Raw genomic sequence first — 22,947 nt, 5'->3', positions numbered from 1 at the left:
CGGAGCGTTTCGAGTTTGGCAAGAGTGGCGTCGATGAACGAACAAGCAAACCATACCGCCGCCGCCAGAGAATGGTTCGAAAGCCTGAGGACACGCATTTGCGATGCCTTCGAGGCGATCGAGCGCGAAGCCGGCAGCGATGCGGCGTTCGATTTCACGCCGTGGGAGCGCGAAGAAGCGGGAAATTCCGATCCCGGCGGCGGTGTTCAGGGATTGATGAAGGGCAAGGTTTTTGAAAAAGTCGGGGTGAATGTTTCGACGGTGCGTGGAAACTTCGCGCCTGAATTTGCCGCATCGGTAAATGGCGCCAGCGCGCAGCAGCCATCGTTCACGGCAACGGGTATCAGTCTGGTGGCGCATATGGCCAATCCGCACGTGCCCGCCGTGCACATGAATACGCGGTTTCTGACCACTGGAAAGGCGTGGTTCGGCGGCGGGGCAGATCTCAATCCGCCGATCCCCTACGAACAGGATACGGCGGATTTTCATGCCGCATTTCGCGCCGCCTGTGCAGGTCATAATCCGACCTATTATGAACGGTTCAGAAAATGGGCCGACGAATATTTCTATATCCCCCACCGCCAGTGCCACCGGGGAGTGGGCGGGATATTTTACGATCATCTGGAAAGCGAAGATACACCTGCGTTCGAGCGTAATCTGGCCTTCACACGCGATGTGGGTGAAACATTCCTGGATATTTATCCGCAGCTGGTGAGACGGCGGATGGGCGCAGAATTCACGCCGCAGGACAAACTGCAGCAGCTGGAATGGCGCGGCCGCTATGCCGAGTTCAATCTGGTCTATGACCGCGGCACGTTGTTCGGACTGAAAACGGGCGGAAATATCGACGCGATCTTGATGAGCCTGCCTCCCGAAGCGGTCTGGACCTGATTTTTGGCACCGGTGGACCGCTGGGGCGTTCAACTCAAATAGCCTGAATCCTGGAGAATCCCATGCAACGCTTTGTCGCCGCCGCCGCTATTTTGCTCGCCACCACCGCCTGTTCGGCAATCAACCAGGAAGTGGCAGCTCCGCGCGCGGCGATGATCGCGCCCATTCTGACCAGCGCCGATGCGCTGGATAGTTCAACCTACGCCCGGCCGCAGATCGCACGTGTGACACATGTGGCGCTTGATCTGGCGCTCGATTTTTCCGCCAGGCGCGTTGGCGGCACCGCTGAACTTGATATCATAGCCGCGGCTGGCGCGGCGCAAATCATCCTGGACAGCAACGGTCTGGAAATCGCGCGGGTTACCGATGCGCAGGGCGCTGATCTTCCGTTCAAACTGGGCGCAGCCAGCGACGACGGGGAAAAAGGTGCGCCTCTGGTCATCGAGATGGGCGACAGCCGCAAAATCCGTATCCAGTATATGGCCCCCGCGGGCGCGGAAGCGTTGCAGTGGCTAAGTCCTGAACAAACCGCAGGCGGCGTCCATCCGTTTCTGTTCAGCCAAGGCCAGGCGATCCTCAACCGCAGCTGGATCCCGACACAGGACAGCCCCGGTATCCGTCAAACCTGGGAAGCACGCATTACCGCGCCAAAACCGCTCGATGTCGTGATGTCTGGCATCCAGCAGGGCGATCCACAGGATTTGGGCGATGGCCGCCGCAGTTTCCGGTTTGTAATGGATAAACCGGTCGCGCCTTATCTGATCGCGATTGCAGCGGGCGATATCGATTTCAAGGCGCTTGGCCCGCGCACCGGCGTGTGGGCGGAACCGGCGGTGCTGGACCGCGCAGCCTATGAAGTCGCTGATACCGAAAGAATGGTCGAAGTTGCCGAAGAACTTTACGGGCCCTATCGCTGGGGCCGCTATGACATGATCGTATTGCCGCCGGCATTTCCTTACGGCGGGATGGAAAATCCCGTGATGACCTTTCTGACGCCCACGTTCATCGCTGGCGACCGCAGTTTGACCGGGCTGGTGGCGCACGAACTGGCGCATAGCTGGTCGGGCAATCTTGTAACCAATGCCGTGTGGGGAGACGGTTGGCTGAACGAAGGTGTGACATCCTATTTCGAAAACCGGATTGTCGAGGAAGTTTACGGCAGCCAGCGCGCCAGACAAGAGGTGGCGCTCGACTATACAGCCATAACCGAAACGCTGGCGGAAGTCGGCGCCGATGCCCCCGGCACTGCGCTGCATCATCCAGACGGGACCGAAAGCGCGGGTAGCGCAATCGTGTATAACAAGGGTGCCGCATTCCTGCGAACACTGGAAAACGAGGTTGGCCGCGATCGGCTGGATGCATGGCTGCGGCAATGGTTCGACAAGCATGCTTTCCAGCCTGCCACGTCGGCAATGGTGCTGCAGGACCTACAAGCCAATCTGGCCGCCGACGCAGCCGAAGCGGAGCGGTTGAAGCTGCGCGAGTGGATTTATGCGCCCGGACTCCCGGCCAACATCGCCAAACCCGATCCAGCGGCATTTGCGGCGGTGGATCTGGCATCGCAGGCATATTCCGGTTCGCGCAAGCTGGACGCGGCAGCCTTCGCAGGCTGGACATCTGCCGAGCGTCAGCGATTTCTGCAAAGCCTGCCCGATACGCTGAATGCAGGCGAACTGGCAGAGCTGGATAAAAGACTGGGCCTGTCGGCATCAAGCAATAACGAGGAACTGTTCCTCTGGCTGAATCTCGCGCTGGCAAACCGGTATGAGCCTGCGGTTGAATCGGCAGAGGAATTTCTCGCTACGGTAGGGCGCGCGAAGTTCGTCAGGCCGCTGTTCGGCACACTTGTGAAACAGGGCGCCTGGGGGCGCGAAATTGCCCGGCGCATTTATACCAAAACCCGCCCGACCTATCATTCGGTCACCCAGCGCGGGGTTGATGCTGTGATGAAATAGGCCGAATTAAACCGCGCTGCGTTGATTTGCATTGCATTAAGGGTGCGAATCCCCGCATCATCCGCGCATGCTGCGCCAATATGAACTAGTTGAACGGGTCCTGGCCTATGACCCCGATGCCGACGCGGCATTGCTCAACCGTGCCTATGTTTACACAGTGCAGAAACATGGCTCGCAGAAACGGGCCAGCGGCGATCCCTATTTCAGCCATCCGGTAGAGGTTGCCGGGCTGATGACCGATCTGAGGCTGGATCAGGAAACCATTTGCACAGCCTTGCTCCACGACACGGTCGAAGACACGCTGGCCACGATCGAGGATATCGAGGAAAATTTCGGTCCTGATGTGGCGCGGCTGGTCGACGGCGTGACCAAACTTTCCAAAATCGAGGCAATGCCCGATAACGAGCGGGCGGCGGAGAATTTGCGCAAATTCCTGCTGGCCATGAGCGAGGATTTGCGCGTGCTGCTGGTCAAGCTGGCTGACCGGCTGCACAATATGCGCACGCTCCATTTCATAAAAGACCCTGACAAGCGCCGCCGGATTGCGCGCGAAACAATGGATATATATGCCCCGCTTGCCGAACGGGTCGGGATGTATGAATATATGCGCGAGATGCAGTTGCTCGCCTTCGAGCAACTGGAGCCCGAAGCGTATAACACGATCACAAACCGGCTGGAGCAAATCCGCGAAAGCGATGGCGGCCAGGTCGATGCGATTGCGCTCGCTATCAAGCAGGCGCTGGCCGAAGCAGGGCTGAAAGTGGAAGTTTCCGGGCGCGAGAAACATCCGTTTTCAATCTGGAACAAAATGGCGGAACGCCATGTCAGTTTCGAGCAGATCACCGACATCATGGCGTTTCGCGTCATCACCGATAATGATGCTGATTGTTACCGTGCCATGGGCGTGCTCCATACGACGTGGCAGATGATCCCCGGCAGGTTCAAGGATTATATCTCCACGCCCAAAAACAATGGCTATCGCAGCCTGCACACGACGCTGATCTTCGAAAATTCGATGCGGATGGAGGTGCAAATCCGCACCCGCGATATGCACCGGCTGAATGAATTCGGCCTGGCTGCGCACTGGTCCTACAAGCAAAAGGACCAGCCCGACGGCGCGGTCGGCTGGCTGCGTGATCTGATCGAGATCGTGGATGCCAGCCATGATGCCGAAGAATTGCTCGAACATACCAAACTGGCGATTTATCAGGACCGTATTTTCGCCTTCACCCCGAAGGGTTCGCTGTTTCAGCTCCCGAAAGGATCCAGCCCGGTCGATTTTGCCTTTGCAGTCCATACCGATCTGGGCGCGCAGACCGTGGGGGCAAAGATCAATGGCCGGCATATGCCGCTGCGCACGCAGCTGGGTAATGGTGATGTCGTTGAAATAATAAAGGGCAAAACGGCGGAGCCGCAGCTTTCCTGGCTCAGCTTTGTCGTGACCGGCAAGGCGCGCGCCGCCATCCGCCGTTCGGTACGCCAGAAGGAACGCGAAGAAACCGCAGCCATCGGGCGCAAGCTGTTTGATGAAATCGCGACCCGGCTGCCGGTAAAGATCGGCCGGAAAGCGATGCGCGAAGCCTTGAAGCGGTTGGAAATGGACGAGGAAACGGACCTGATGGAGGCCATTGGTGCGGCGCGGCTGGGCGACCGCGAGGTTATGGAAGCATTGGTGCCCGGCAGTTCGGCCGATTTGAGCGATGAGGATTTCTGGTCCAACCAGGAACGTGCGATTTCGATCAAGGGGCTGACCCCGGGAATGGCTTTCGAACTGGCCGAATGCTGCCACCCCGTCCCCGGCGACCGGATCGTTGGCCTGCGCGAGAGGGGGAAACGGGTGGAAGTGCACGCGATCGATTGTCTCGAGCTGGTCAACGGAGTGGACAAGGATTGGCTGGATCTAAGCTGGGGCGAACGTACGACCGGCGCTGTCGGACGGCTTAGTATCGAGCTGTACAACCGTCCCGGCACGCTGGCCGACATGACGGGCATCTTTGCCGAAAACAAGGTCAATATCATCCGGATCGAGATGACCCAGCGCGAGGATCCGTTCGGTACCTATGTCGTCGATGTCGAGGTGCATGATCTTGCCCATCTTACCCGTGTGCTAAGCGCATTGCGCGCGAGCGATTCGGTGGCCGACGCCGAGCGGATGTGATGGCGCAGATTACGGGGATTGATCACGTCCAGTTGGCAATGCCCATTGGGGGCGAGAGCCGCGCCCGTGAGTTCTACGAAGGCGTGTTGGGACTACGGGAAATTCCCAAACCGCAATCACTCGCCGCGCGGGGTGGCTGCTGGTTCGCTGGCGGATCGGCGCATATCCATCTGGGCGTTGAAGACGCATTCCAACCGGCCTGTAAAGCGCATCCGGCGCTGCTGGTGGATGATCTGGAAGCAATGGTTGCGCGGCTGCAAGATGCTGAAATCACCTTTACACAAGGTCGGCCGCTGGAAGGCTACGACCGGGGCGATATTGCCGATCCCTTCGGTAACCGCATCGAACTGATGCAGCGACTTTAAGGCTCCAGCTTCAGGGTGAACCTATCACCCTCGGCAATATCCGATACTGCCATCATGAAAGCCCGGTTCGCGGTCGCCGCGCCTGTCTATCTCACCGTTAAAACGCGATCTTTCGCGGGTCACCCGCTGATTCTTATCCGCTGTCTTTCACGCGCCGGACGGGCACCTGGATGTTGCAAAGGTCGGACCCGCCTGCAGCCATCTGGTAAAAGCCGTCGCTGCGATTCTGCCTGACATTGACGTAGTCGCGCCAGCGCGATGTATCGGTTTTCAGATATTCGAATTGCGGCTGGGCTTCTGCGGCCAAACCGGAAGCCAGCCTTGCCCACTGGATAGGTGTTCGTTTGTTGTCATCGGCATAAACACCCGCGCCGCCCTTGCCGCGGGGCAGGGCGGAAAGATGCTCGATCCCTTCGATCACGCGGCCGACGACTGCAATATTGCGATCAAGCTGGCGCGGTGCCTGACCGATTACCGCATAAAGTTCAGCCCCGGTTCCGGTGTTCGGTGTCAAATCGCGCGCGACCCCCACAGAGGCGTAACAATGGACCGGCCATTGGTGCGAGCCGTCACCCGCAATCGGCCATCCGTTCAGAAAACCCGCGTACCGGGCATAATTATCGCAGGTATAAGGCCGCCCGGAGGACGGATTCTGGCAAGGGTCGGGCAGCGCGGCGACCGCGCCCAACTGGTGGACGTACTCGCTCTCGGGCACCACTTTGATGCCCTCAGGCAGCGGTTTGGCAAGAGCTTCGTCATCTTCGCCGTCGCCCCATTGCGTCACCCAGTTGTCCACCACGCGGTAAACGCTGGTGCCGTCCCAGAAATGCGTATTTGCCAGCAGGCGGATGTTGTCCACCCAGCCTTGCGAGAACGGCGCAGGCATCAACTGGATAACCACCTCGCGCCGGTTACCCTCGGCATCATCCGCAAGCCGCATTACCAGCAGATCGCTGGCGGGAATTGTCGCCCATTGATCCGGCGTGGCAGCCTCGATTACAGAGTTCGGCGTCGGCCGCTCGTCAGCCTCCTGCGCGGCAGCAGGAACGGCTAAAGCCAGGCCGAGCGACGCGGCGATCATCATGTGTGTTTTCATAAGCGGGACACTGCCACGGTATTCCGCCTTGCGAAAGCCATAGCGCGCCGCTAGAGGCGCTGCTTCGCCCGAAACGGCGATGCGGAGACGTGGCAGAGTGGTCGATCGCGCTCGCTTGGAAAGCGTGTATAGGGCAACCTATCGAGGGTTCGAATCCCTCCGTCTCCGCCATTCAACCAGCGTGGCGGATTGATCAGCGCGCCGCCGCGGCTAGGCCGGTACGCCAGCACGTCCCTCTCAATTCGGGTAGATTCGGCGGTCGGGCAGAAATTTGCGGCGGCCGGCGCATTGTTCAGCGGGTGCTTTGACGGACCAGAAGTTTGACCGGGATGCGCGGCGAAGGCGGCTGCTCGCCTTCTACCAGGGCCCTGATCCGGGCCACCAGCGCAATGCCTGCCTGCGTAAGATCCGGCGCCAGTGTCGTCAGCGGCGGGTGGCTGAAACGCGCTGCGTAAATGCCATCAAACCCGATGACCCCGATTTCGTCTGGCACCTTTTTTCCTGCGGTATCCAAAGCTTCCAATACGCCCAGGGCTATCGCATCGCAGGCTGCAAAAATGGCGTCCACCGGCTGATCCCCCGCGAGCAAGGTCTGCACCCCGCGCCGGCCCTGTTCTTCCCTGTCGAGAGCGGCGCTGATCGGATGAAGCACGGGGTTCAGCCCGGCCTCCGTCATCGCAGCACAATAGCCGTCATATCGCTCGAGAAACTGGCGCTGGGGGGAATCGGTGGCGCCGAGGCACACGATGTTGCGATAGCCTGATGCGATCAGATGCCGGACGGCCTGCCTCGCGCCATCGGCATTGTCCGAGCGAACCCATTGCATATCGTCGAACGGTGATCCCCAGCAGGCAATCCGTTCGTTGGATTCGCCCAGTTTGCGAAAATGCTGCCAGCCTTCGCGGTTGTCGGTCGTTCCGATAACTATCACCCCGTCAGCTTGCCGGCGTTCGAAATAATGGCCGTGAAAAGCTTCTTTCTGGAAGGAGACAAGCGTATCGTATCCCGCTTCCGAAGCGGCTGAACAAATGCTGCCGAGCAGCGAATAATGAAACGGGTTCACTTCCTTTTCCGGCACGCCAGCGCGGCCGATCACGACCACGGCGATTACGCCCACTTTGCTGCTGCGAAGCCGTGAGCCCAAAATATCGACCTGGTATTCCAGCTTTTCGGCGGCTGCGATAACCCTGGCCCTGGTCGGTTCGCTGATCTGGCCGGGATTGCTGAAGGTGCGCGAGACGGTTGACTGGCTTACACCCGCCAATTCCGCCACATCAATTGCAGTCGGGCGCCGTTTCGGGCTGATAGTTGTATCGTAAGGCATTAAGCCGATCCCCCTGCCAATGGCGCGCGGACCGCCGGTTGCGCGCCCGATTCCCGGCCTTGTTAGCCATGGATAGCAGGCGTAACACAAGTGTCACATGACGCGCCCACTATCCGCCAAGCCAGTTTCTCACATGGACGATATGACCACAATTGATCAAGCCAACGATCCGGGTGATACAATTGCACCGGGCGGCCGTTACTTTAACCGCGAACTCAGCTGGCTGTCGTTCAACGACCGCGTGCTGGAAGAAGCCAGCAATCCCAATTACCCCCTGCTGGAACGCCTGCGTTTCCTGTCCATTTCGGGTAGCAATCTTGACGAGTTTCTAATGATCCGCGTTGCCGGGCTGGCCGGGCAGGTCCGGCGCGGCATCACGAACATGTCGATTGATGGACGCACGCCGACTCAGCAACTGGCGGATGTGCGTGAACGGGTGATCCAGTTGGAAGAACGGCAGCAACAAATTCTTGTCGAACTGAAGCAGATGCTGGCTGACGCGCAAATCCATCTGGCGAACGAGGAATATATCGATGCCGAGGCGCATCAATGGTTGAAGATATATTTCAAGGATCACATCATGCCGGTGCTCACACCGCAGGCGATCGATCCGGCGCATCCGTTTCCTTTTGTCGCGAACGAAGGATTGGGACTGTTGTTCAATATCGCGCGCAAGGGTGATGGCAGCCAGTTGGTCGAAATGGTTTTGATACCCAACGCGATCCCGCGATTTGTGCGGATACCCGGCGATGCGGCCATCTATGTTTCGATAGAATCCATCATCCGGCGGTTCGCGAAAAAGCTGTTTCCCGGCTTCAGGGTTGACGGCGACGGCCTGTTTCGCGTGCTACGCGACAGTGATATCGAGGTTGAGGAAGAAGCGGAAGATCTGGTCAGATATTTCCGCACGGCCATCCAGCGGCGCAGACGCGGGCGTGTGATATTGCTCGAACTGGAAAAGGATTTCGATGCCGATGCGGAGCAATTGCTGCGCGACAATCTGGGTCTAGACAATGCGATGGTCGCCAAAAGCCGCGGGATGCTGGGTATCGGCGGGTTGGAGGGGCTGACCCACGAAGATCGCCCGGATCTGAAATTCGCACCCTATTCCCCGCGGTATCCCGAGCGTATTCTCGAACATGACGGCGATTGCTTTGCCGCGATCCGCGAAAAGGATCTGATCGTCCATCACCCTTATGAAAGTTTCGAAGTGGTGGTCGATTTTATCCGGCAAGCGGCGGTGGATCCCGCCGTTATTTCGATCAAGCAGACGCTGTACCGTGCGGGCAACCAGTCGCCGGTCGTGGCCGCGTTGATCGTCGCCGCCGAGGAGGGAAAATCGGTTACCGCCGTGGTCGAGCTGAAAGCCCGCTTCGATGAAGAACAGAACCTGCACTGGGCCAGCGAACTGGAACGCGCCGGAGTCCAGGTTATTTACGGTTTCGTCGATTGGAAAACACACGCCAAAGTTTCGATGGTGGTTCGTCAGGAAGACGGCGGCTACCGGACCTACTGCCATTTCGGCACGGGCAATTATCATCCCGACACGGCAAAAATCTACACTGACCTGAGCTATTTTACCGCCAACGCAAAACTGGGCCGCGACGCGGCAAAACTGTTCAACTTCGTAACCGGTTATGTCGAACCGCGCAGCACCGAAGTCCTGACCATCAGCCCCATCGGCCTGCGCGAAAAATTGTATGAGCATATCGATCGCGAAATCGAAAACGCCGCGGCCGGCAAGCCCGCGGCAATCTGGGCAAAGATGAACGCCATTACCGACGAACACATGATCGAACGCCTGTACGAGGCAAGCGGCGCCGGAGTGGAAATCACCCTCGTGATACGCGGTATTTGTTGCCTGAAGCCGGGCGTTGCCGGACTGTCCGAGAATATCACCGTAAAATCGGTCATTGGCCGGTTTCTGGAACATGGCCGGATCTGGGCATTTGCGGGCGGGAAAGCTTTGCCGAGCGAACAGGCCAAGGTCTATATCTCCAGCGCGGATGCCATGTCGCGTAATCTGGACCGGCGGGTCGAGACACTTGTGCCGATCCGTAACAAAACGGTGCATGATCAGGTTTTGCAGCAAGTGCTGCTGGCCAACCTGCTCGATACGGAGCAAAGCTGGCTGCTCGACGGAAACGGAGACTATCATCGGGCCGTTCCGGAAGATGACATTGTACCATTTAATCTGCACGAGTATTTCATGCAAAATCCGTCATTATCGGGCCGCGGCGCGGCGCTTACATCTGGCGGGGTTCCCGAACTGACGCTGCGGCGGGGCATCCCCGCGCGCGAAAAAATCAAGGTGAGCGGCGGACCGGATGCCGCGTAGTCAGCGCCGGCAGCCAGGACGCGCGTTAAGCGGTATAGTCGATATCGGGTCCAACACCGTCAGGCTGGTAATTTATGACGGGGCGCAAAGAACGCCATCGATATTCCTGAATGAAAAAATCACCGCGCAGCTGGGCCGCGAACTTGCGGATACGGGACGGATTCCCGACACCGCTTCGAAGGCAGCGCTTGCAGGCCTTGGCCGATACGCATTGTTGCTGGCCGATCTGGGCGTCGAAGACGTGCAGGTTGCCGCGACCGCCGCTGCGCGCGAGGCAAGCAATGGGTCCGAATTTCTCGCGGAAGTCCGAAAGTTGGGTTTCGAACCCCGATTGCTGAGCGGTGACGATGAAGCACGCGCATCCGCCATGGGCGTTATTGGCGCATTTCCGGGCGCGAGGGGCATGGTGGCCGATATCGGCGGCGGAAGTCTCGAACTCGCCTGGATTGAAAATGGCAGCGTCAGCAATTGCACCAGTTTGCCGCTTGGTACGCTTCGGCTTCCCGCGCTCGCCGATAAAGGCAAGGCAGAATTCAAGGCCGCCATCAGGACGGCGTTGGAAAACTCGGGCTGGGGGGTGCCGCGCAGCGAGCCGCTGTATCTCGTTGGCGGCACGTGGCGCGCCTTGGCGACTTATGTGCTGCATCATAACAACCTGCCGCTTAGCGATCCGCATGGTGTCGCCGTAGCCTATGACGATGCAGTCAAGCTGGCCAAACAGCTGACCACCATCGATGCCGAAGAATTTGCCGGTGTGCCCGGGCTTTCGGCAATCCGCGCCGAAGCATTGCCCAATGCAGCGCAGCTGATGCGGGTTATGCTGAAGGTGCTGCAGCCCAGCGAACTGATAGTTTCCGCATGGGGACTGCGCGAGGGGCTGCTGCTCCAGCGGCTTGACGATACAGCCCGGTCGCATGATCCGCTGTCCGCTGGTGTCACCGAATTCTGCCAGAATTACGATGTCGATCCTTCCCGTTCTGCCATGATGGCCGGTTGGTGCATCGGTGCGGTGGAGCCGGGAAGCACTGCCGGCGGCCGTGAACGGTTGGCGGCGACAATGCTGTCGGTTGCACTATCGCGTGTCGAGCCGAACCTGCGGCATCGCACGGCGATGGAATGGGGGCTCGATAAACGCTGGATCGGGCTTGATCCGCGAGGGCGGGCGCTGCTGGCGAGCGCATTGCTCGGCAGCTGCGGCACGGCCGTGTGGCCAAAGGAACTGGAGCGTCTTGCAAGCCGCGATGAGTTGGGCGGGGCGGCCGCATGGGGTCTGGCCAACCGGCTATGCCGCCGGCTGGGCGCCGGGTCGCGCATGTCGCTGATGAGCAGCCATCTTTCCCGCGAAGGCAAAACTCTTACATTGCAGATAGAACAGGGCCGCGCCGCGCTCGTTGGCGAAAATACACAAAAGGATCTTGCTGCACTGGCGGATTTTCTGGGTCTGGAAACACGCATTCAAGTGGTGGAGGAAATCCGCCGCCGACAGTAATTCACGCGCACCGTCTGGACCGGGATTTGATTAGTCCATATCCTGCAGGATCAGAACGCCGCAAACCTTTTTGAAACGGAACCATGAAATGCCTGAATTCAAAACAGATCGCCGGATTTTCATGAAAGCCACAGGATCGGCCTTTGCAGCCTTGCTGGCGAGCGGATGTATGGCGCGCGGCAATATGGGCAATCCGGCCGCGGCTGCCCGGTCTTACGGCGATCTCGTGCCGGACCCTGCCGGCGTTCTCGATCTGCCAAAGGGTTTTTCCTACCGTGTCGTCTCACGCCTGGGTGATGCGATGACCGATGGCGGCACAGTTCCCGACAAGGCCGACGGTATGGGCTGCTTCAGGCTACCCGGCGGAAAGCTGGCCCTGGTCCGCAATCATGAGCTTGTACCCGGCGATAGCGCGGGGACCGAATTGACGCGCGGATATGGCAAGCTGCCTGACGGAACATTCCTGCCAGGCGGGACGACAACGCTTGTTCTTGATGCACGCACGCTGGCTGTCGAGAAGCAATTCAGATCGATGGCCGGGACAATGAGGAATTGTTCTGGCGGGGTAACCCCGTGGGGCACCTGGCTGACTTGCGAAGAGCCGGGTTCGCGCGGTCTGGAAGCCTTGCCCGCTCATGGTTACGTATTTGAAATTCCTGCCGCCGCCAAAACCATGTCGCAGCCCAGGCCGCTAACGGCGATGGGCCGGTTCAATCACGAGGCGGCAGCCGTGGATCCGGCAACCGGAATTGTATATTTGACGGAAGATCAGGGCGACAGTCTGTTTTACCGCTTCATTCCCTCCGTACCGGGCGAGCTGGACAAAGGCGGCGTGTTGCAAGCCCTCGCGGTCGAAGGGGGCATCACCGACAGCCGCAACAAGGAAAACGTGACTTTCGCGCGCGATAGCAAACACAATGTTCGGTGGATCACACTGGATAATGTCGAAAGCCCGAACGATGATTTGCGAAAGCGCGGGGCCGCACTGGGCGCGACATTATTCGCGCGCGGCGAAGGCCTGCATTATGGTGACGGCGAACTGTATTTCTGCTGCACATCGGGCGGCGCAGCAGGTCTGGGCCAGATATTCCGGCTGGTCCCGGGGCATAACGGCGGCGCTGACCGCATCCATCTGTTTTTCGAAAGCACCGATCCCGAACAGTTCAATTATGGCGATAATCTATGTGTGGCGCCCAATGGCCATCTGGTTATATGTGAGGACCAGTACACCGACGTGGTCGATAACCATCTTCGCGGATTGACGCCGCAGGGCGAAGTCTATCCTCTGGCGAAGCTGCACAAACAGACCGAACTTGCCGGTGCCTGCTTCTCGCCTGATGGCAAGACGATGTTCGTCAATATTTACAGCCCGACGATGACCGTCGCGATCAAGGGGCCATGGATCGGCTGACTGGCCGTGATTTGCGGTTTGCCGGGTAATCTTGCTGGCATCCATCCGCCCGGTTAGGGCTTGCACGTTACAATCTTCGGGAAGTCGTTATGGCAGGTGTGTGGTTTGATGAACTGGAAGTTGGCCGGGTATTCCACCACGCCATCAGGCGCACAGTCACCGAAACCGACAATGTCATGTTTTCGGCGCTTACGCACAATCCCGCGCAGCTGCATCTCGATGCCGAATATATGAAAGGCACCGATTTCGGCCAGATTATCGTGAATTCGACCTTTACGTTGGGGCTGATGGTCGGCGTGTCGGTGGGCGACACGACGCTGGGCACTGCCGTTGCGAATTTGGGGTGGGACGAGGTGCGCTTTCCGGCCCCGGTATTTATCGGTGATACCTTGCGGATCGAAACCGAGGTTCTGGATTTGCGAGCAAGCAAATCGCGGCCCAATGCCGGCATCGTGACTTATGCCCACCGTGCGTTTAACCAGAACGATATTCTGGTCGGCAGTTGCAAACGCAGCGGGCTGCAACTCAGGAGGCCTGCAGCATGACCCCGCTTCGCTCGCTGATGTTCATTCCCGGCGATAGCGTGAAAAAACTGGCCAAAGCCGATACGTGCGGCGCCGATGCGGTTATTCTCGATCTCGAGGATGCGGTTGCGGAAGACAACAAACCCGCCGCGCGCATGCTGGTTGGAAAGTTTCTGCAAGACCGGCCAAAAGCCGGGCGCAAGATGCAGATCTGGGTGCGCGTAAATCCGCTCGGCACCGGACTGACGCTTGATGATCTGGTCGCGGTGATCGGCCATGAACCTGACGGTATCATGCAGCCCAAAACCGACGGACCCGCCGATGTCGAGCAATTGTCGCATTATATCGATGCTCTGGAAGTGCAGTCCGGAATTGATCGTGGGAAAATAAAGATCATTCCTGTCGCCACAGAAACGGCGATCGCCCCGTTCAGTCTGGGGGAATTTGCCTATGCCGGGCTGGAACGGCTGGCCGGTCTGACTTGGGGGGCGGAAGATCTGGCTGCCGCGGTTGGCGGGCAGGGCAACCGGATGCCGGATGGTTCATGGATGTACACCTATCAGATGGTCCGGGCTCAGGTCTTGCTTGCCGCGCATGCCGCAGGCGTGCCGGCAATCGACACTCTTTTTGCCGATTTCCGCGACGAGGAAGGCTTGCGAGCGGAAAGCAGGCTTGGCCGCGCGGAAGGGTTCTCCGGAAGATTGGTTATTCATCCCGCGCAGGTCGTGCCGGTCAATGAAAGCTTCTCTCCTTCAAAGGACGAGGTGGCGATGGCGCGCAAAATTGTCGCTGCTTTCGAAGCGCAGCCCGGCACCGGAGCCATCGGCATCGACGGCAAGATGTATGACATTCCGCATCTCAAAAGCGCGCGGACGACAATCGTGCTGCACGAGGCATCGCAGGCCTAACGCGCCGATTTGGCAAATGGCGAAAAGTTCGTGTCCGTGTCGAAAATCTCCACGCCTTCGCGGCGCTTGAGCCAGCCTACCACGGCGTAAGTCAGCGGCGTCAGCAGCACTTCCCATGAGGTTTTCAGTGCCCACTGCGTCAGCGCCAGTGTCACGACCAGCTGTGTCGTCCATCCCTCCGCTCCCAGGAATGCGAGCGGATAGAACAGGGCACTGTCAACGCCCTGTCCGACAATGGTGGAGCCGATCGTCCTGCTCCACAATGCCTTGCCGCGGGTCCAGACTTTCATGCGCGCCAGCACATAGGAATTGACGAACTCGCCAGCCCAGAACGCGATAATCGATGCGCCGACTATCCGCGGCACTTGGCCGAACACTGCCTCGTAGGCCGCCTGATTTCCCCAATTGTCTGCTGGCGGCATGGCAACCACCGCCCAGGCCATGAACGCCATGAACACCAGCGCTGAAAAACCCGCCCAGATGCAGCGGCGAGCATAGGGATAGCCGTACACTTCGGTGAGTATGTCCCCGATAATATAGCTTATCGGGAAAAACAGCAGGCCGGCACCGAATGCCACGTGGCCGAAATACGGGATATCGATGGCAGCAGCCTTGCCGGCACCGATCACGTTGGAAAGCAGCAGGATAGTGACAAATGCTGCCATGACGAAATCGAAGTAGCGAAAATTGCGCCGTTCTGCTGCGGCCGCTTCGGCTTGATCGGGGGTGTTATCCATCAATCGCCACTACCGATGATTTGCGCGCTGCGCAAACCGCGCTATGGGGCGCTTGGCGTGCGCCCGTAGCTCATCTGGATAGAGCGCGAGACTTCTAATCTTGAGGTAGCAGGTTCGAGTCCTGCCGGGCGCACCAATTATCCCCGCAGAACGCTTTCCAGCGGTTCGCTGGTGATCGGATAACCCAGGCCTTCGGGTATCTGCAGCTGGCGGTCATCTCCCTCGCCGGTGATGAAGGGGATCACCGTCTCTACCGGGATGGCGCGGCACTGCGCCTCTGCCGCCGCAAAATCATCGAATAAAGCAAGCCGTTCCAGGTTCCTGCGGGTCGGGAAGATGATCCCGATGTCACCCTTTGCGCTCATTTCGAGTGCCTGCTGTGCACTGGCCCAGAACAATTTTGAGTTTTCGGTTTCATCGACCGCAATATCGACCGCACCGGTGCCCAGATCGGCGAGGTAAAACCGGGTGTCGAAGACCCGCGACAGCTTCTCGTTCTTGGGATACCACCGGGCAAACGGTACAATGGCTGCCTCGTCGATTTGCCAATCGAACTGCGCTAGCACCGGCGCAAGCGATCCCGCCTCCAGAAGCATCTTGCGCGCATCGACCGCGATTGCAGCGTTCACATCCCCTTTCACGCCGATGACGAGACCGGTTTCTTCCAGCGTCTCGCGGATGGCAGCGATCCGGTGAGCCAATTCATCGATCGGCACGGCGCTTTCCATTGCGGCTGCAAGCTCATAGTCCTCGGCATCGACCCGCCCGCCGGGAAATACCGCAGCACCGGCTGCGAAAGCCATTTTGCGCGAACGTATCACCATCAACAATTCTGGCGGTCCGCCCGCACCCGCGTGGCGGAATATCACGACTGTCGCAGCGGGTATCGCAAGCGCGCGGTCGGGTTTTTCAGATTTGTCCATATGCGCCCTGTTTGCGGACAGAACCGGCACTTGCCAAGGGTCGATCCGAAATGTCGGAAAATTTTACACTTACTTAAAGTTCCGGCCGCGACCTGACCAGTAGAGGGACAGATTTCAGCCGTTTGTTAAAACTGGCACGCACTGTGCATAGTTACACGTATCTGGTCTTCGAATGAGGTGGGCCTATCCAAATACCCCTGGTGTCCCCAGGCCCCATCTCCCCGAAAAGAAAAGGCCCACCTTGTCCCGGTGGGCCTTTTTTATGTCTGGTGTTTTTTCTGCCGCAACGGGATCGCGGCTGAACCTACTCTGCTTTCGCGACATTTTTCTCGTCGAGCAATTGCTGAAGCTCGCCTGCTTCGTGCATTTCCATCATGATGTCGCTGCCGCCCACGAACTCGCCCTTTACGTAGAGTTGCGGGATCGTCGGCCAATCGGAGAATGTTTTGATACCCTGCCGGATTTCCTGATCCTGCAAAACATCGACGCTTTCAAAAGCAACCCCGCAATGATCAAGAATTGCTGTCGCCTTGTTTGAAAAACCACATTGCGGAAACAGCGGTGTGCCTTTCATAAACAGCACGACGTCGGCGCCGGAAACGATTTTGGAAATTCGGTCATTTATATCGGACATGGTATTGGCCTTGGAAGCGATTTCTTATGCAGCGGAAGTGGGGACGGCGGTGGTCAGTTGCAAGGCGTGCAGCACGCCCCCCATCCGCCCGTCCAGCGCCTGATAAACCATTTTATGTTGCTGAACGCGGGTCTTGCCGGCGAAAGCTGCCGATGTGACGCGCGCGGCCCAGTGATCACCGTCACCGGCCAGATCGGTCATTTCGACATTTGCATCGGGAATGGCCGTTTTTATCATTTCTTCTATTTCGGTGCCTGACATCGGCATGAAATCAGACCCCGCCCATCAGCTGGCGGCGCGCTTCGACGTTTTTTTCTTCCAGAGCGGCGCGCACGCCTGCCTCGTCCACATCGACACCTGCAGCGGTGAGATCGCCCAGCAATTTGCGAATGACGTCTTCGTCGCCGGCCTCTTCAAAATCAGCCTGGACGACGGCCTTGGCATAGGCGTCGGTTTCTTCCTCGGTCAGGCCCATTTTTTCGGACGCCCAGTGGCCTAACAATTTGTTGCGGCGGGCGGCGACGCGGAATTCCATTTCTTCGTCGCGGGCGTATTTGGCTTCTTCGCCTTTCTGGCGATCACTGAAATCGGTCATTTCTGGCTCCTGATATACTGGTTCGAGGCACGGCTCGGACGGGCCTATGCACAGATCATGCGTCCATTGTTACCACAAGTTTGCCGATAGCTTCACGATTTGCGAGTTTTGCTATCGCCTCGCCGCCGCGTTCCAGCGGAAAAGTCTCCGAAATCATCGGATTGATCTTTCCGGCTTTCAGCAAATCGAACAGTTCGGCGATGTTGGCGGCGTTCTTTGCTGGCTCGCGCGCAGCAAATGCACCCCAGAATACACCCGCGATATCGCAGCTTTTCAGCAAAGTGAGGTTCAGCGGCATTCTGGCAATTCCGGCGGGGAAGCCGACCACAAGGAAGCGCCCTTCCCAAGCTATCGAACGCAAGGCAGGTTCCGAATAATCGCCGCCGACCACGTCATAGATGATATTCGCGCCTTCTGCGCCGCAAGCTGCCTTGAACTGGTTTGCAACGGCCTTTGATGTGTCTTTATCAAACGGAGCGCGCGGGTAGATGACAATTTCGTCAGCGCCGACCTGGCGGCATACCTCGGCCTTTTCCTCGCTGGACACTGCGGCGACAACGCGTGCGCCATATGCCTTCCCGAGCTCGATAGCCGACAGACCGATACCGCCAGCCGCGCCAAGGACCAGCAGCGTATCGCCTTCCTTGATACGGCCGCGATCCTTCAGCCCGTGTATGTTGGTGCCATATGTCAGCATGATGCTGGCCGCCGTTTCGAAGGACACGCCCTCCGGTACCCTGAAAAGCACCCTCGCGTTCACTACGACCTTTTCGGACAATCCGCCCGATCCGATGCCGGCAAGCACCCTGTCGCCGACATTCCAGCCTGTGACTTCTTCACCCAGCGCTTCGATGACGCCGGAAATTTCGCCGCCGGGTGCGAAGGGGCGGGGCGGCTTCATCTGGTACATATCGCGGATAATCAACGTGTCGGGGAAGTTGATCGCGCACGCTTTGACCGCCACAAGAACTTCGCCTTTGCCCGGCGCGGGGGCGTCGATCTCGTCAAGCTTCAGAGTTTCCGGTCCGCCAGTTTCGTGGCTTCTGAGGGCTTTCATGCGATCTCTCCGTGTAAATTCGTATTACCTTTGGCCAGCCACGGCATTTGCGCGGCCCCCCGGGCTTCGTATTTGGCGATTGCATCCTCGCGTGCCATTGTCAGGCCGACTTCGTCGAGGCCTTGCAGCAGGCAAGTCTTGCGAAACGGGTCGATTTCAAAACTGAAACGGTCCTGAAATCCAGTCGTCACAATCTGGCGCTCCAGATCGATCGCAATCGGGTCGTTTACAGCAACTTCCAGCAGCCGGTTGACCTGGTCCTGTGGCAGCGCGACGGTCAGAATGCCGTTCTTGAAAGCATTGCCTGCAAAAATATCCGAGAACGAGGGTGCGATCACGGCGCGAATTCCCATATCCAGCAGCGCCCATGCGGCATGTTCACGGCTTGATCCGCAGCCGAAATTATCCCCGGCGATCAATATCGGCGCGCCGGCGAATTCAGCACGATCGAAGATGTTGTCGGGATCGGCGCGCAATGTTTCGAACGCGCCTTCGCCCAAACCGCTGCGCGTGACGGTTTTCAGCCAGCGGGCGGGAATGATCAGATCGGTGTCGATATTTTTGCGCCCCAGCGGGATCGCCCGTCCTTCGACCTCGACCAGACTTTCCACTAGTCCGTTTCCGGCTTCTGTTTTGGCGCGGTCGAGGTTTTTGGCGGCTCTTTCTTTTCCTTGCGCCGGCTGGCGTAAAGAACAGCTGCTGCGATTGCCGCGGAACCGATGGCGCCTGCGATAGTGGCTTTGCCGCCCATGCTACCTGGAGTGCGTTTTGTCATAATGTTTAGATGCTACGCGATAGGCGGACTGACAAGTGGTTTAGCCGATTTATTCGGCAAGGTTCAGTGTTCGAACGTCCGTCAGATGGCCCATAACCGCTGCGGCTGCTGCCATTGCGGGGCTGACCAGATGGGTCCGCGAGCCGGGCCCTTGGCGACCGACGAAGTTGCGGTTGCTGGTCGAAGCACAACGTTCGCCCGCCGGAACCTTGTCGGGGTTCATCCCCAGACAGGCGGAACAACCCGGTTCGCGCCATTCGAGCCCCGCATCGGTAAAGATCTTGTCGAGCCCCTCCGCCTCGGCCTGCCGCTTCACCAGACCCGATCCGGGCACGACGATCGCCCATTTCACGGTGCTCGACTTGTGGCGCCCCCTAAGCACTGCCGCCGCAGCTCGTAAATCTTCGATCCGGCTATTCGTGCAACTGCCGATAAAAACGTTCTCGACCGCAATACCCAACAGGTGTTGCCGCGGTGTCAGCCCCATATATTCCAGACTGGCGCGCACCGCATCCTGTTTGGATGGATCGCTGAAGTCTTCGGGAGCCGGGACTTGCCCGCCGATGGGGGCAACGTCTTCGGGGCTGGTACCCCACGTCACAGTCGGTTCGACGGTGGCTGCATCAATGATAACGCTTTTGTCGAAAATAGCGCCTGCGTCGGTGTGCAAGGTCTTCCACCATGCAATCGCCTTGTCCCAATCGCTGCCCGCGGGAGCCATCGGGCGTCCCTTGAGATAGGTGAAAACCGTGTCGTCTGGGGCGATCAGCCCGGCGCGTGCGCCCGCTTCGATCGACATGTTGCAAACCGTCAGCCGGCCTTCAAGGCTCATCCTTTCGAACACCTCACCGCGGTATTCGATTACATGGCCCGTGCCGCCGGCAGTTCCGATAACGCCGATGATATGCAGCACCAGATCCTTGGGTGTAATGCCGGGGCCAAGCAGGCCTTCGACCCGGACTTCCATGTTTTTCGACCGGGTCAGCAGCAAGGTCTGTGTGGCAAGGACATGCTCGACTTCGCTGGTGCCGATACCGAAGGCCAGCGCACCCAGCCCGCCATGCGAGGCAGTATGGCTATCGCCGCAAACGATGGTTGACCCGGGCAGCGAAAATCCTTGTTCAGGACCGATGACATGGACGATCCCCTGCTCTGCAGCGGCTGCATCGATATAGCGGATACCGAATGCCGGCGCGTTGGCTTCCAATGCTTCCAACTGGGCAGCGCTTTGCGCGTCGGCGATCGGCACTTTGAGCCCTTGCGGATCAAGCCGCGGGGTGGTCGGTAAATTGTGATCTGGCACGGCCAGCGTAAGGTCCGGCCGCCGCACCTTCCTGCCGCTGACACGCAAGGCTTCGAACGCCTGCGGGCTGGTAACTTCATGGACCAGATGCCGGTCGATGTAGATCAGGCTTGTGCCGTCATCCCTGCGTTCCACCACATGGGCGTCCCAGATCTTCTCGTACAGAGTGCGCGGTTTGCTTGCCATTAGCCAAGGTTAGCGGCGGACAGGGCACCGAAGCAAGAAAACTCGCCAAATAGAAATTCTTGTCATGGAAGCGAAAGACTTTGTGGTGTAACTTACAGCCATGTCAGCAACACCTTATCGATTCCCGATCAAAATTGTCCCTTCCGACATTGATTTCATGGGACATGTGAACAACGCCCGTTATCTTGGCTGGGTGCAGGATGCAGTGCTGTCGCATTGGCAAAATCTCGCTCCGGCTGAGGAAGTCGCCAGCAAGGCATGGGTCGCGTTGAAGCACGAAATTACCTACCGCAAGCCGGCATTCCTGGAAGACGATATCATCGCCCGAACGGTGCTGGAAAAAATCCGCGGCGCGCGGGCGTTTTACACCACGGTGATCGAACGCGGTGAGGAAGTGGTCGCGGAAATCCAGTCGAGCTGGTGCTGCATCGATGCCACGACTTTGCGTCCTGCCCGGATCGGCGAGGAAGTTTCCGCGTTCTTCTTTCCGCCCAAGGAATAACCTGCGCTGCAGAGCTTTTACCTGCGCCGTAAATTGCCTATATGCATATCATGACCGACCGCTCTTACGCAGCAGCGACCGCATCGCGCACCCGCCAGACCGTGATCGGGCTGGGTCTAGCGGCGGCCAATGTAGCCGCTTGGCTGGCGGTCCATTTTTACGCGATGTTTCTGTTCGATCTGACCTGGCTGACTCTGCCGTTTGCGCTGCTGCTGGGGGCCCTGCAATGTTGGCTGTCGGTCGGGCTGTTCATTATCAGCCATGATGCGATGCACGGCTCGCTGGCACCTGGCCGGCCGCGCATCAACAGCGTTGTCGGCGCGAGCCTGCTGTTTCTCTATGCCGGCTTCGCGTGGGATAAAATGCGCAGCGCACATTTCGAACATCACAAGAAGCCCGGCAGCGCGAGCGATCCTGATTTCGATCCCGATAATCCGCGCCATTTCGGCCGCTGGTACATGACATTTCTGAAACGCTATTTCGGCTGGCAATCGATCGTGTTCGTATTCAGCGTGGTGAGCGTTTACTGGTTCATCCTTGGCGTTCCCGTGCAGAATATCGTGCTGCTATACGGTGCCCCCGCGATTGCTTCTTCGGTCCAGCTCTTCTATTTTGGCACTTTCAGGCCGCACCGGCATTCAGACAGCCACTTTGCCGATACGCATAATGCCCGAAGCGAGGATTTCGGCGTTCTTGCCAGCTTGGCGAGCTGTTTCCATTTCGGCTATCATCACGAACACCACCTGAGCCCAAATTTGCCGTGGTGGGCATTGCCCAATGCGCGCCGCAACACCTTGTCTGCCATTCGCGGGGGCCCCGGATGAGTGTATGGCAGATCATCGCCATAGTCGCAGCCTCGGTTATCGGGATGGAGCTGTTTGCCTGGTACGCGCATAAATTCATCATGCACGGCTGGGGCTGGGGCTGGCACCGCGACCATCACGAACCGCATGACAAGGCGCTTGAAAAGAACGATCTGTTCGCCGTGGTATTTGGCACCATCGTGTTTTTCATGTTCCTGATCGGGTTCTATGTGTCCGCTGCGCTGTGGTGGACTGCTTTCGGGATCACACTCTACGGCGTCATCTACACTCTGGTTCATGACGGGCTGGTGCATCAGCGCTATTTCAAATGGGTGCCTAAAAGCGGTTATGCCAAGCGGTTGGTGCAGGCGCACAAATTGCACCATGCGACAATCGGCAAGGAAGGCGGCGTCAGCTTCGGGTTCGTCTTCGCCGGCGATCCGGCAAAGTTGAAAGCGGAACTGAAACGCCAGCGCGAAAGCGGTGAGGCAGTTGTGCGCAGCAGCGCGGGTGCCGATTAGATATTTCGAATTCTGCCGGTCAGGCGTTTTGAACCCTGCGCATCAGGGTTTGCAAAGTGGTTTCAACCCACGCTTCATCAAATTCCAACATCGGCGCGGCAAGCGGCTCGCCCGGTAATAGCTTGTAAGGGCTTCGGTCGGCCGGCTGGCTGGTCATCACTGCCTGCCCATCTGCAATCGCCAGCGCAATCCCGAAAACCCTCTTGCTATGAATCTTGATCACATAGCGTTTCATATCGGGCGTGGATGCTTCTTCTGTCAGTTCGAAATCGGGCCGCTGCTCGATGGCAGCATGGGTCAACTTCACAAGTTTTTCGAGCATCGGACCTTCGGTCCTGTTCCAGCGCAGCCGTTCGAACTGGACCGCATCAACCAGGCTGGACAGCCTGTCGCATTCGGACTGGAGATTGGTATCGGACAAGGTCGTTCTCGGTACGGTTGGGCGCTGCGCC

24 protein-coding genes and 2 tRNA genes are annotated in these 22,947 nt (G+C 58.6%); 14 read left to right on the top strand and 12 right to left on the bottom strand.

Features of this window, described 5'->3' with window-relative positions; translation table 11 throughout:
• Positions 1-33: 33 nt before the first annotated feature.
• From hemF to WFP06_RS10685, 4 genes are all read left to right on the top strand, one after another.
• Positions 34-891 carry an oxygen-dependent coproporphyrinogen oxidase gene (gene hemF / locus WFP06_RS10700; protein ID WP_336987153.1) on the top strand — a complete coding sequence of 286 codons (858 nt, stop codon included), beginning with the start codon at positions 34-36 and terminating at the stop codon, positions 889-891.
• Positions 892-953: 62 nt separating this feature from the next.
• Complete coding sequence (locus WFP06_RS10695; protein WP_336987152.1) at positions 954-2,846, top strand: M1 family metallopeptidase; 1,893 nt, start codon at positions 954-956, stop codon at positions 2,844-2,846.
• 67 nt (positions 2,847-2,913) lie between these two features.
• Complete coding sequence (locus tag WFP06_RS10690) at positions 2,914-5,004, top strand: RelA/SpoT family protein (RefSeq protein WP_336987151.1); 2,091 nt, start codon at positions 2,914-2,916, stop codon at positions 5,002-5,004.
• The gene (locus tag WFP06_RS10685) at positions 5,004-5,369 is read left to right on the top strand and encodes a VOC family protein (protein WP_336987150.1); all 366 of its coding nucleotides are present in this window, start codon (positions 5,004-5,006) and stop codon (positions 5,367-5,369) included. Before WFP06_RS10690 ends, WFP06_RS10685 begins: the two co-directional genes overlap by 1 nt.
• A gap of 133 nt (positions 5,370-5,502) precedes the next feature.
• On the opposite strand, the gene WFP06_RS10680 is transcribed toward WFP06_RS10685, so the two are convergent.
• Positions 5,503-6,465 (bottom strand): peptidylprolyl isomerase, encoded by a 963-nt coding sequence (locus WFP06_RS10680; RefSeq protein WP_336987149.1) that lies wholly within the window; start codon positions 6,463-6,465, stop codon positions 5,503-5,505.
• An 83-nt stretch (positions 6,466-6,548) separates the two neighbouring features.
• Between WFP06_RS10680 and WFP06_RS10675 the strand changes: the two genes are divergently transcribed.
• A tRNA-Ser gene (locus WFP06_RS10675) sits at positions 6,549-6,636 on the top strand.
• A 121-nt stretch (positions 6,637-6,757) separates the two neighbouring features.
• Here WFP06_RS10675 and WFP06_RS10670 read toward each other — a convergent pair.
• Positions 6,758-7,789 (bottom strand): LacI family DNA-binding transcriptional regulator, encoded by a 1,032-nt coding sequence (locus WFP06_RS10670; protein ID WP_336987148.1) that lies wholly within the window; start codon positions 7,787-7,789, stop codon positions 6,758-6,760.
• 142 nt (positions 7,790-7,931) lie between these two features.
• On the opposite strand from WFP06_RS10670, the gene WFP06_RS10665 reads away from it, so the two are divergent.
• The 5 genes from WFP06_RS10665 (at position 7,932) to WFP06_RS10645 (ending at position 14,459) form a co-directional block, all read left to right on the top strand.
• Complete coding sequence (locus WFP06_RS10665) at positions 7,932-10,127, top strand: RNA degradosome polyphosphate kinase (protein ID WP_336987147.1); 2,196 nt, start codon at positions 7,932-7,934, stop codon at positions 10,125-10,127.
• On the top strand, positions 10,117-11,616 hold the full coding sequence (locus WFP06_RS10660; RefSeq protein WP_336987146.1) for a Ppx/GppA phosphatase family protein: 1,500 nt from the start codon (positions 10,117-10,119) through the stop codon (positions 11,614-11,616). Before WFP06_RS10665 ends, WFP06_RS10660 begins: the two co-directional genes overlap by 11 nt.
• An 88-nt stretch (positions 11,617-11,704) precedes the next feature.
• A complete protein-coding gene (locus WFP06_RS10655; protein ID WP_336987145.1) occupies positions 11,705-13,027 on the top strand; it encodes an alkaline phosphatase PhoX in 1,323 nt (440 codons plus the stop codon).
• An 89-nt stretch (positions 13,028-13,116) separates the two neighbouring features.
• Complete coding sequence (locus WFP06_RS10650) at positions 13,117-13,572, top strand: MaoC family dehydratase (protein ID WP_336987144.1); 456 nt, start codon at positions 13,117-13,119, stop codon at positions 13,570-13,572.
• Entirely contained in the window at positions 13,569-14,459 is an 891-nt protein-coding gene (locus tag WFP06_RS10645; protein ID WP_336987143.1) for an HpcH/HpaI aldolase/citrate lyase family protein, read from the top strand. The genes WFP06_RS10650 and WFP06_RS10645 overlap by 4 nt, the downstream gene beginning before the upstream one ends.
• Here the strand turns inward: WFP06_RS10645 and WFP06_RS10640 are convergent.
• Positions 14,456-15,196 (bottom strand): queuosine precursor transporter, encoded by a 741-nt coding sequence (locus WFP06_RS10640; protein ID WP_336987142.1) that lies wholly within the window; start codon positions 15,194-15,196, stop codon positions 14,456-14,458. The genes WFP06_RS10645 and WFP06_RS10640 overlap by 4 nt on opposite strands.
• A gap of 59 nt (positions 15,197-15,255) precedes the next feature.
• Here WFP06_RS10640 and WFP06_RS10635 point away from each other — a divergent pair.
• Positions 15,256-15,332 (top strand) — tRNA-Arg (locus WFP06_RS10635).
• A gap of 1 nt (position 15,333) precedes the next feature.
• Here WFP06_RS10635 and WFP06_RS10630 read toward each other — a convergent pair.
• From WFP06_RS10630 to leuC, 8 genes are all read right to left on the bottom strand, one after another.
• Positions 15,334-16,119, bottom strand: a complete 786-nt coding sequence (locus WFP06_RS10630; RefSeq protein WP_336987141.1) for an NUDIX hydrolase — start codon at positions 16,117-16,119, stop codon at positions 15,334-15,336.
• A 304-nt stretch (positions 16,120-16,423) separates the two neighbouring features.
• Entirely contained in the window at positions 16,424-16,753 is a 330-nt protein-coding gene (grxD, locus tag WFP06_RS10625) for a Grx4 family monothiol glutaredoxin (protein WP_336987140.1), read from the bottom strand.
• Between the two features lie 24 nt (positions 16,754-16,777).
• On the bottom strand, positions 16,778-17,020 hold the full coding sequence (locus WFP06_RS10620) for a BolA family transcriptional regulator (RefSeq protein WP_336987139.1): 243 nt from the start codon (positions 17,018-17,020) through the stop codon (positions 16,778-16,780).
• A 4-nt stretch (positions 17,021-17,024) separates the two neighbouring features.
• The gene (locus tag WFP06_RS10615) at positions 17,025-17,348 is read right to left on the bottom strand and encodes a DUF1476 domain-containing protein (protein ID WP_336987138.1); all 324 of its coding nucleotides are present in this window, start codon (positions 17,346-17,348) and stop codon (positions 17,025-17,027) included.
• Between the two features lie 55 nt (positions 17,349-17,403).
• Positions 17,404-18,405 (bottom strand): NADPH:quinone oxidoreductase family protein, encoded by a 1,002-nt coding sequence (locus WFP06_RS10610; RefSeq protein WP_336987137.1) that lies wholly within the window; start codon positions 18,403-18,405, stop codon positions 17,404-17,406.
• Positions 18,402-19,016 carry a 3-isopropylmalate dehydratase small subunit gene (gene leuD, locus WFP06_RS10605; protein WP_336987136.1) on the bottom strand — a complete coding sequence of 205 codons (615 nt, stop codon included), beginning with the start codon at positions 19,014-19,016 and terminating at the stop codon, positions 18,402-18,404. The genes WFP06_RS10610 and leuD overlap by 4 nt, the downstream gene beginning before the upstream one ends.
• Complete coding sequence (locus WFP06_RS10600; RefSeq protein WP_336987135.1) at positions 19,016-19,180, bottom strand: isopropylmalate isomerase; 165 nt, start codon at positions 19,178-19,180, stop codon at positions 19,016-19,018. The genes leuD and WFP06_RS10600 overlap by 1 nt, the downstream gene beginning before the upstream one ends.
• 49 nt (positions 19,181-19,229) lie before the next feature.
• Positions 19,230-20,669: a 3-isopropylmalate dehydratase large subunit gene (gene leuC, locus WFP06_RS10595; RefSeq protein ID WP_336987134.1), complete on the bottom strand. Its 1,440-nt coding sequence runs from the start codon at positions 20,667-20,669 to the stop codon at positions 19,230-19,232.
• A gap of 100 nt (positions 20,670-20,769) precedes the next feature.
• Between leuC and WFP06_RS10590 the strand changes: the two genes are divergently transcribed.
• Genes WFP06_RS10590 through WFP06_RS10580 form a run of 3 tightly spaced genes read left to right on the top strand, consistent with a single transcriptional unit; the run spans position 20,770 to position 22,495 of the window.
• The gene (locus WFP06_RS10590; RefSeq protein WP_336987133.1) at positions 20,770-21,171 is read left to right on the top strand and encodes an acyl-CoA thioesterase; all 402 of its coding nucleotides are present in this window, start codon (positions 20,770-20,772) and stop codon (positions 21,169-21,171) included.
• Between the two features lie 50 nt (positions 21,172-21,221).
• On the top strand, positions 21,222-21,995 hold the full coding sequence (locus tag WFP06_RS10585; protein WP_336987132.1) for a fatty acid desaturase: 774 nt from the start codon (positions 21,222-21,224) through the stop codon (positions 21,993-21,995).
• Positions 21,992-22,495 carry a sterol desaturase family protein gene (locus WFP06_RS10580; RefSeq protein WP_336987131.1) on the top strand — a complete coding sequence of 168 codons (504 nt, stop codon included), beginning with the start codon at positions 21,992-21,994 and terminating at the stop codon, positions 22,493-22,495. The genes WFP06_RS10585 and WFP06_RS10580 overlap by 4 nt, the downstream gene beginning before the upstream one ends.
• Positions 22,496-22,514: 19 nt before the next feature.
• Here WFP06_RS10580 and WFP06_RS10575 read toward each other — a convergent pair whose 3' ends face one another.
• A complete protein-coding gene (locus WFP06_RS10575; protein WP_336987130.1) occupies positions 22,515-22,916 on the bottom strand; it encodes a hypothetical protein in 402 nt (133 codons plus the stop codon).
• Positions 22,917-22,947: the final 31 nt, after the last annotated feature.

Source organism: Altererythrobacter aquiaggeris (assembly GCF_037154015.1).
Lineage (GTDB): Bacteria > Pseudomonadota > Alphaproteobacteria > Sphingomonadales > Sphingomonadaceae > Aestuarierythrobacter > Aestuarierythrobacter aquiaggeris.
The sequence above is the reverse complement of the archived record's forward strand: the minus strand, read 5'-3'. Positions and strand labels throughout refer to the sequence as shown.

Bases quoted from the DNA above. Each gene is read 5' to 3' on its own strand.
- hemF (WP_336987153.1), top strand. From the start codon at position 34: ATGAACGAACAAGCAAACCATACCGCCGCCGCCAGAGAATGGTTCGAA.
- WFP06_RS10695 (WP_336987152.1), top strand. From the start codon at position 954: ATGCAACGCTTTGTCGCCGCCGCCGCTATTTTGCTCGCCACCACCGCC.
- WFP06_RS10690 (WP_336987151.1), top strand. From the start codon at position 2,914: ATGCTGCGCCAATATGAACTAGTTGAACGGGTCCTGGCCTATGACCCC.
- WFP06_RS10685 (WP_336987150.1), top strand. From the start codon at position 5,004: ATGGCGCAGATTACGGGGATTGATCACGTCCAGTTGGCAATGCCCATT.
- WFP06_RS10680 (WP_336987149.1), bottom strand. From the start codon at position 6,465: ATGAAAACACACATGATGATCGCCGCGTCGCTCGGCCTGGCTTTAGCC.
- WFP06_RS10670 (WP_336987148.1), bottom strand. From the start codon at position 7,789: ATGCCTTACGATACAACTATCAGCCCGAAACGGCGCCCGACTGCAATT.
- WFP06_RS10665 (WP_336987147.1), top strand. From the start codon at position 7,932: ATGACCACAATTGATCAAGCCAACGATCCGGGTGATACAATTGCACCG.
- WFP06_RS10660 (WP_336987146.1), top strand. From the start codon at position 10,117: ATGCCGCGTAGTCAGCGCCGGCAGCCAGGACGCGCGTTAAGCGGTATA.
- WFP06_RS10655 (WP_336987145.1), top strand. From the start codon at position 11,705: ATGCCTGAATTCAAAACAGATCGCCGGATTTTCATGAAAGCCACAGGA.
- WFP06_RS10650 (WP_336987144.1), top strand. From the start codon at position 13,117: ATGGCAGGTGTGTGGTTTGATGAACTGGAAGTTGGCCGGGTATTCCAC.
- WFP06_RS10645 (WP_336987143.1), top strand. From the start codon at position 13,569: ATGACCCCGCTTCGCTCGCTGATGTTCATTCCCGGCGATAGCGTGAAA.
- WFP06_RS10640 (WP_336987142.1), bottom strand. From the start codon at position 15,196: ATGGATAACACCCCCGATCAAGCCGAAGCGGCCGCAGCAGAACGGCGC.
- WFP06_RS10630 (WP_336987141.1), bottom strand. From the start codon at position 16,119: ATGGACAAATCTGAAAAACCCGACCGCGCGCTTGCGATACCCGCTGCG.
- grxD (WP_336987140.1), bottom strand. From the start codon at position 16,753: ATGTCCGATATAAATGACCGAATTTCCAAAATCGTTTCCGGCGCCGAC.
- WFP06_RS10620 (WP_336987139.1), bottom strand. From the start codon at position 17,020: ATGCCGATGTCAGGCACCGAAATAGAAGAAATGATAAAAACGGCCATT.
- WFP06_RS10615 (WP_336987138.1), bottom strand. From the start codon at position 17,348: ATGACCGATTTCAGTGATCGCCAGAAAGGCGAAGAAGCCAAATACGCC.
- WFP06_RS10610 (WP_336987137.1), bottom strand. From the start codon at position 18,405: ATGAAAGCCCTCAGAAGCCACGAAACTGGCGGACCGGAAACTCTGAAG.
- WFP06_RS10600 (WP_336987135.1), bottom strand. From the start codon at position 19,180: ATGACAAAACGCACTCCAGGTAGCATGGGCGGCAAAGCCACTATCGCA.
- leuC (WP_336987134.1), bottom strand. From the start codon at position 20,669: ATGGCAAGCAAACCGCGCACTCTGTACGAGAAGATCTGGGACGCCCAT.
- WFP06_RS10590 (WP_336987133.1), top strand. From the start codon at position 20,770: ATGTCAGCAACACCTTATCGATTCCCGATCAAAATTGTCCCTTCCGAC.
- WFP06_RS10585 (WP_336987132.1), top strand. From the start codon at position 21,222: ATGACCGACCGCTCTTACGCAGCAGCGACCGCATCGCGCACCCGCCAG.
- WFP06_RS10580 (WP_336987131.1), top strand. From the start codon at position 21,992: ATGAGTGTATGGCAGATCATCGCCATAGTCGCAGCCTCGGTTATCGGG.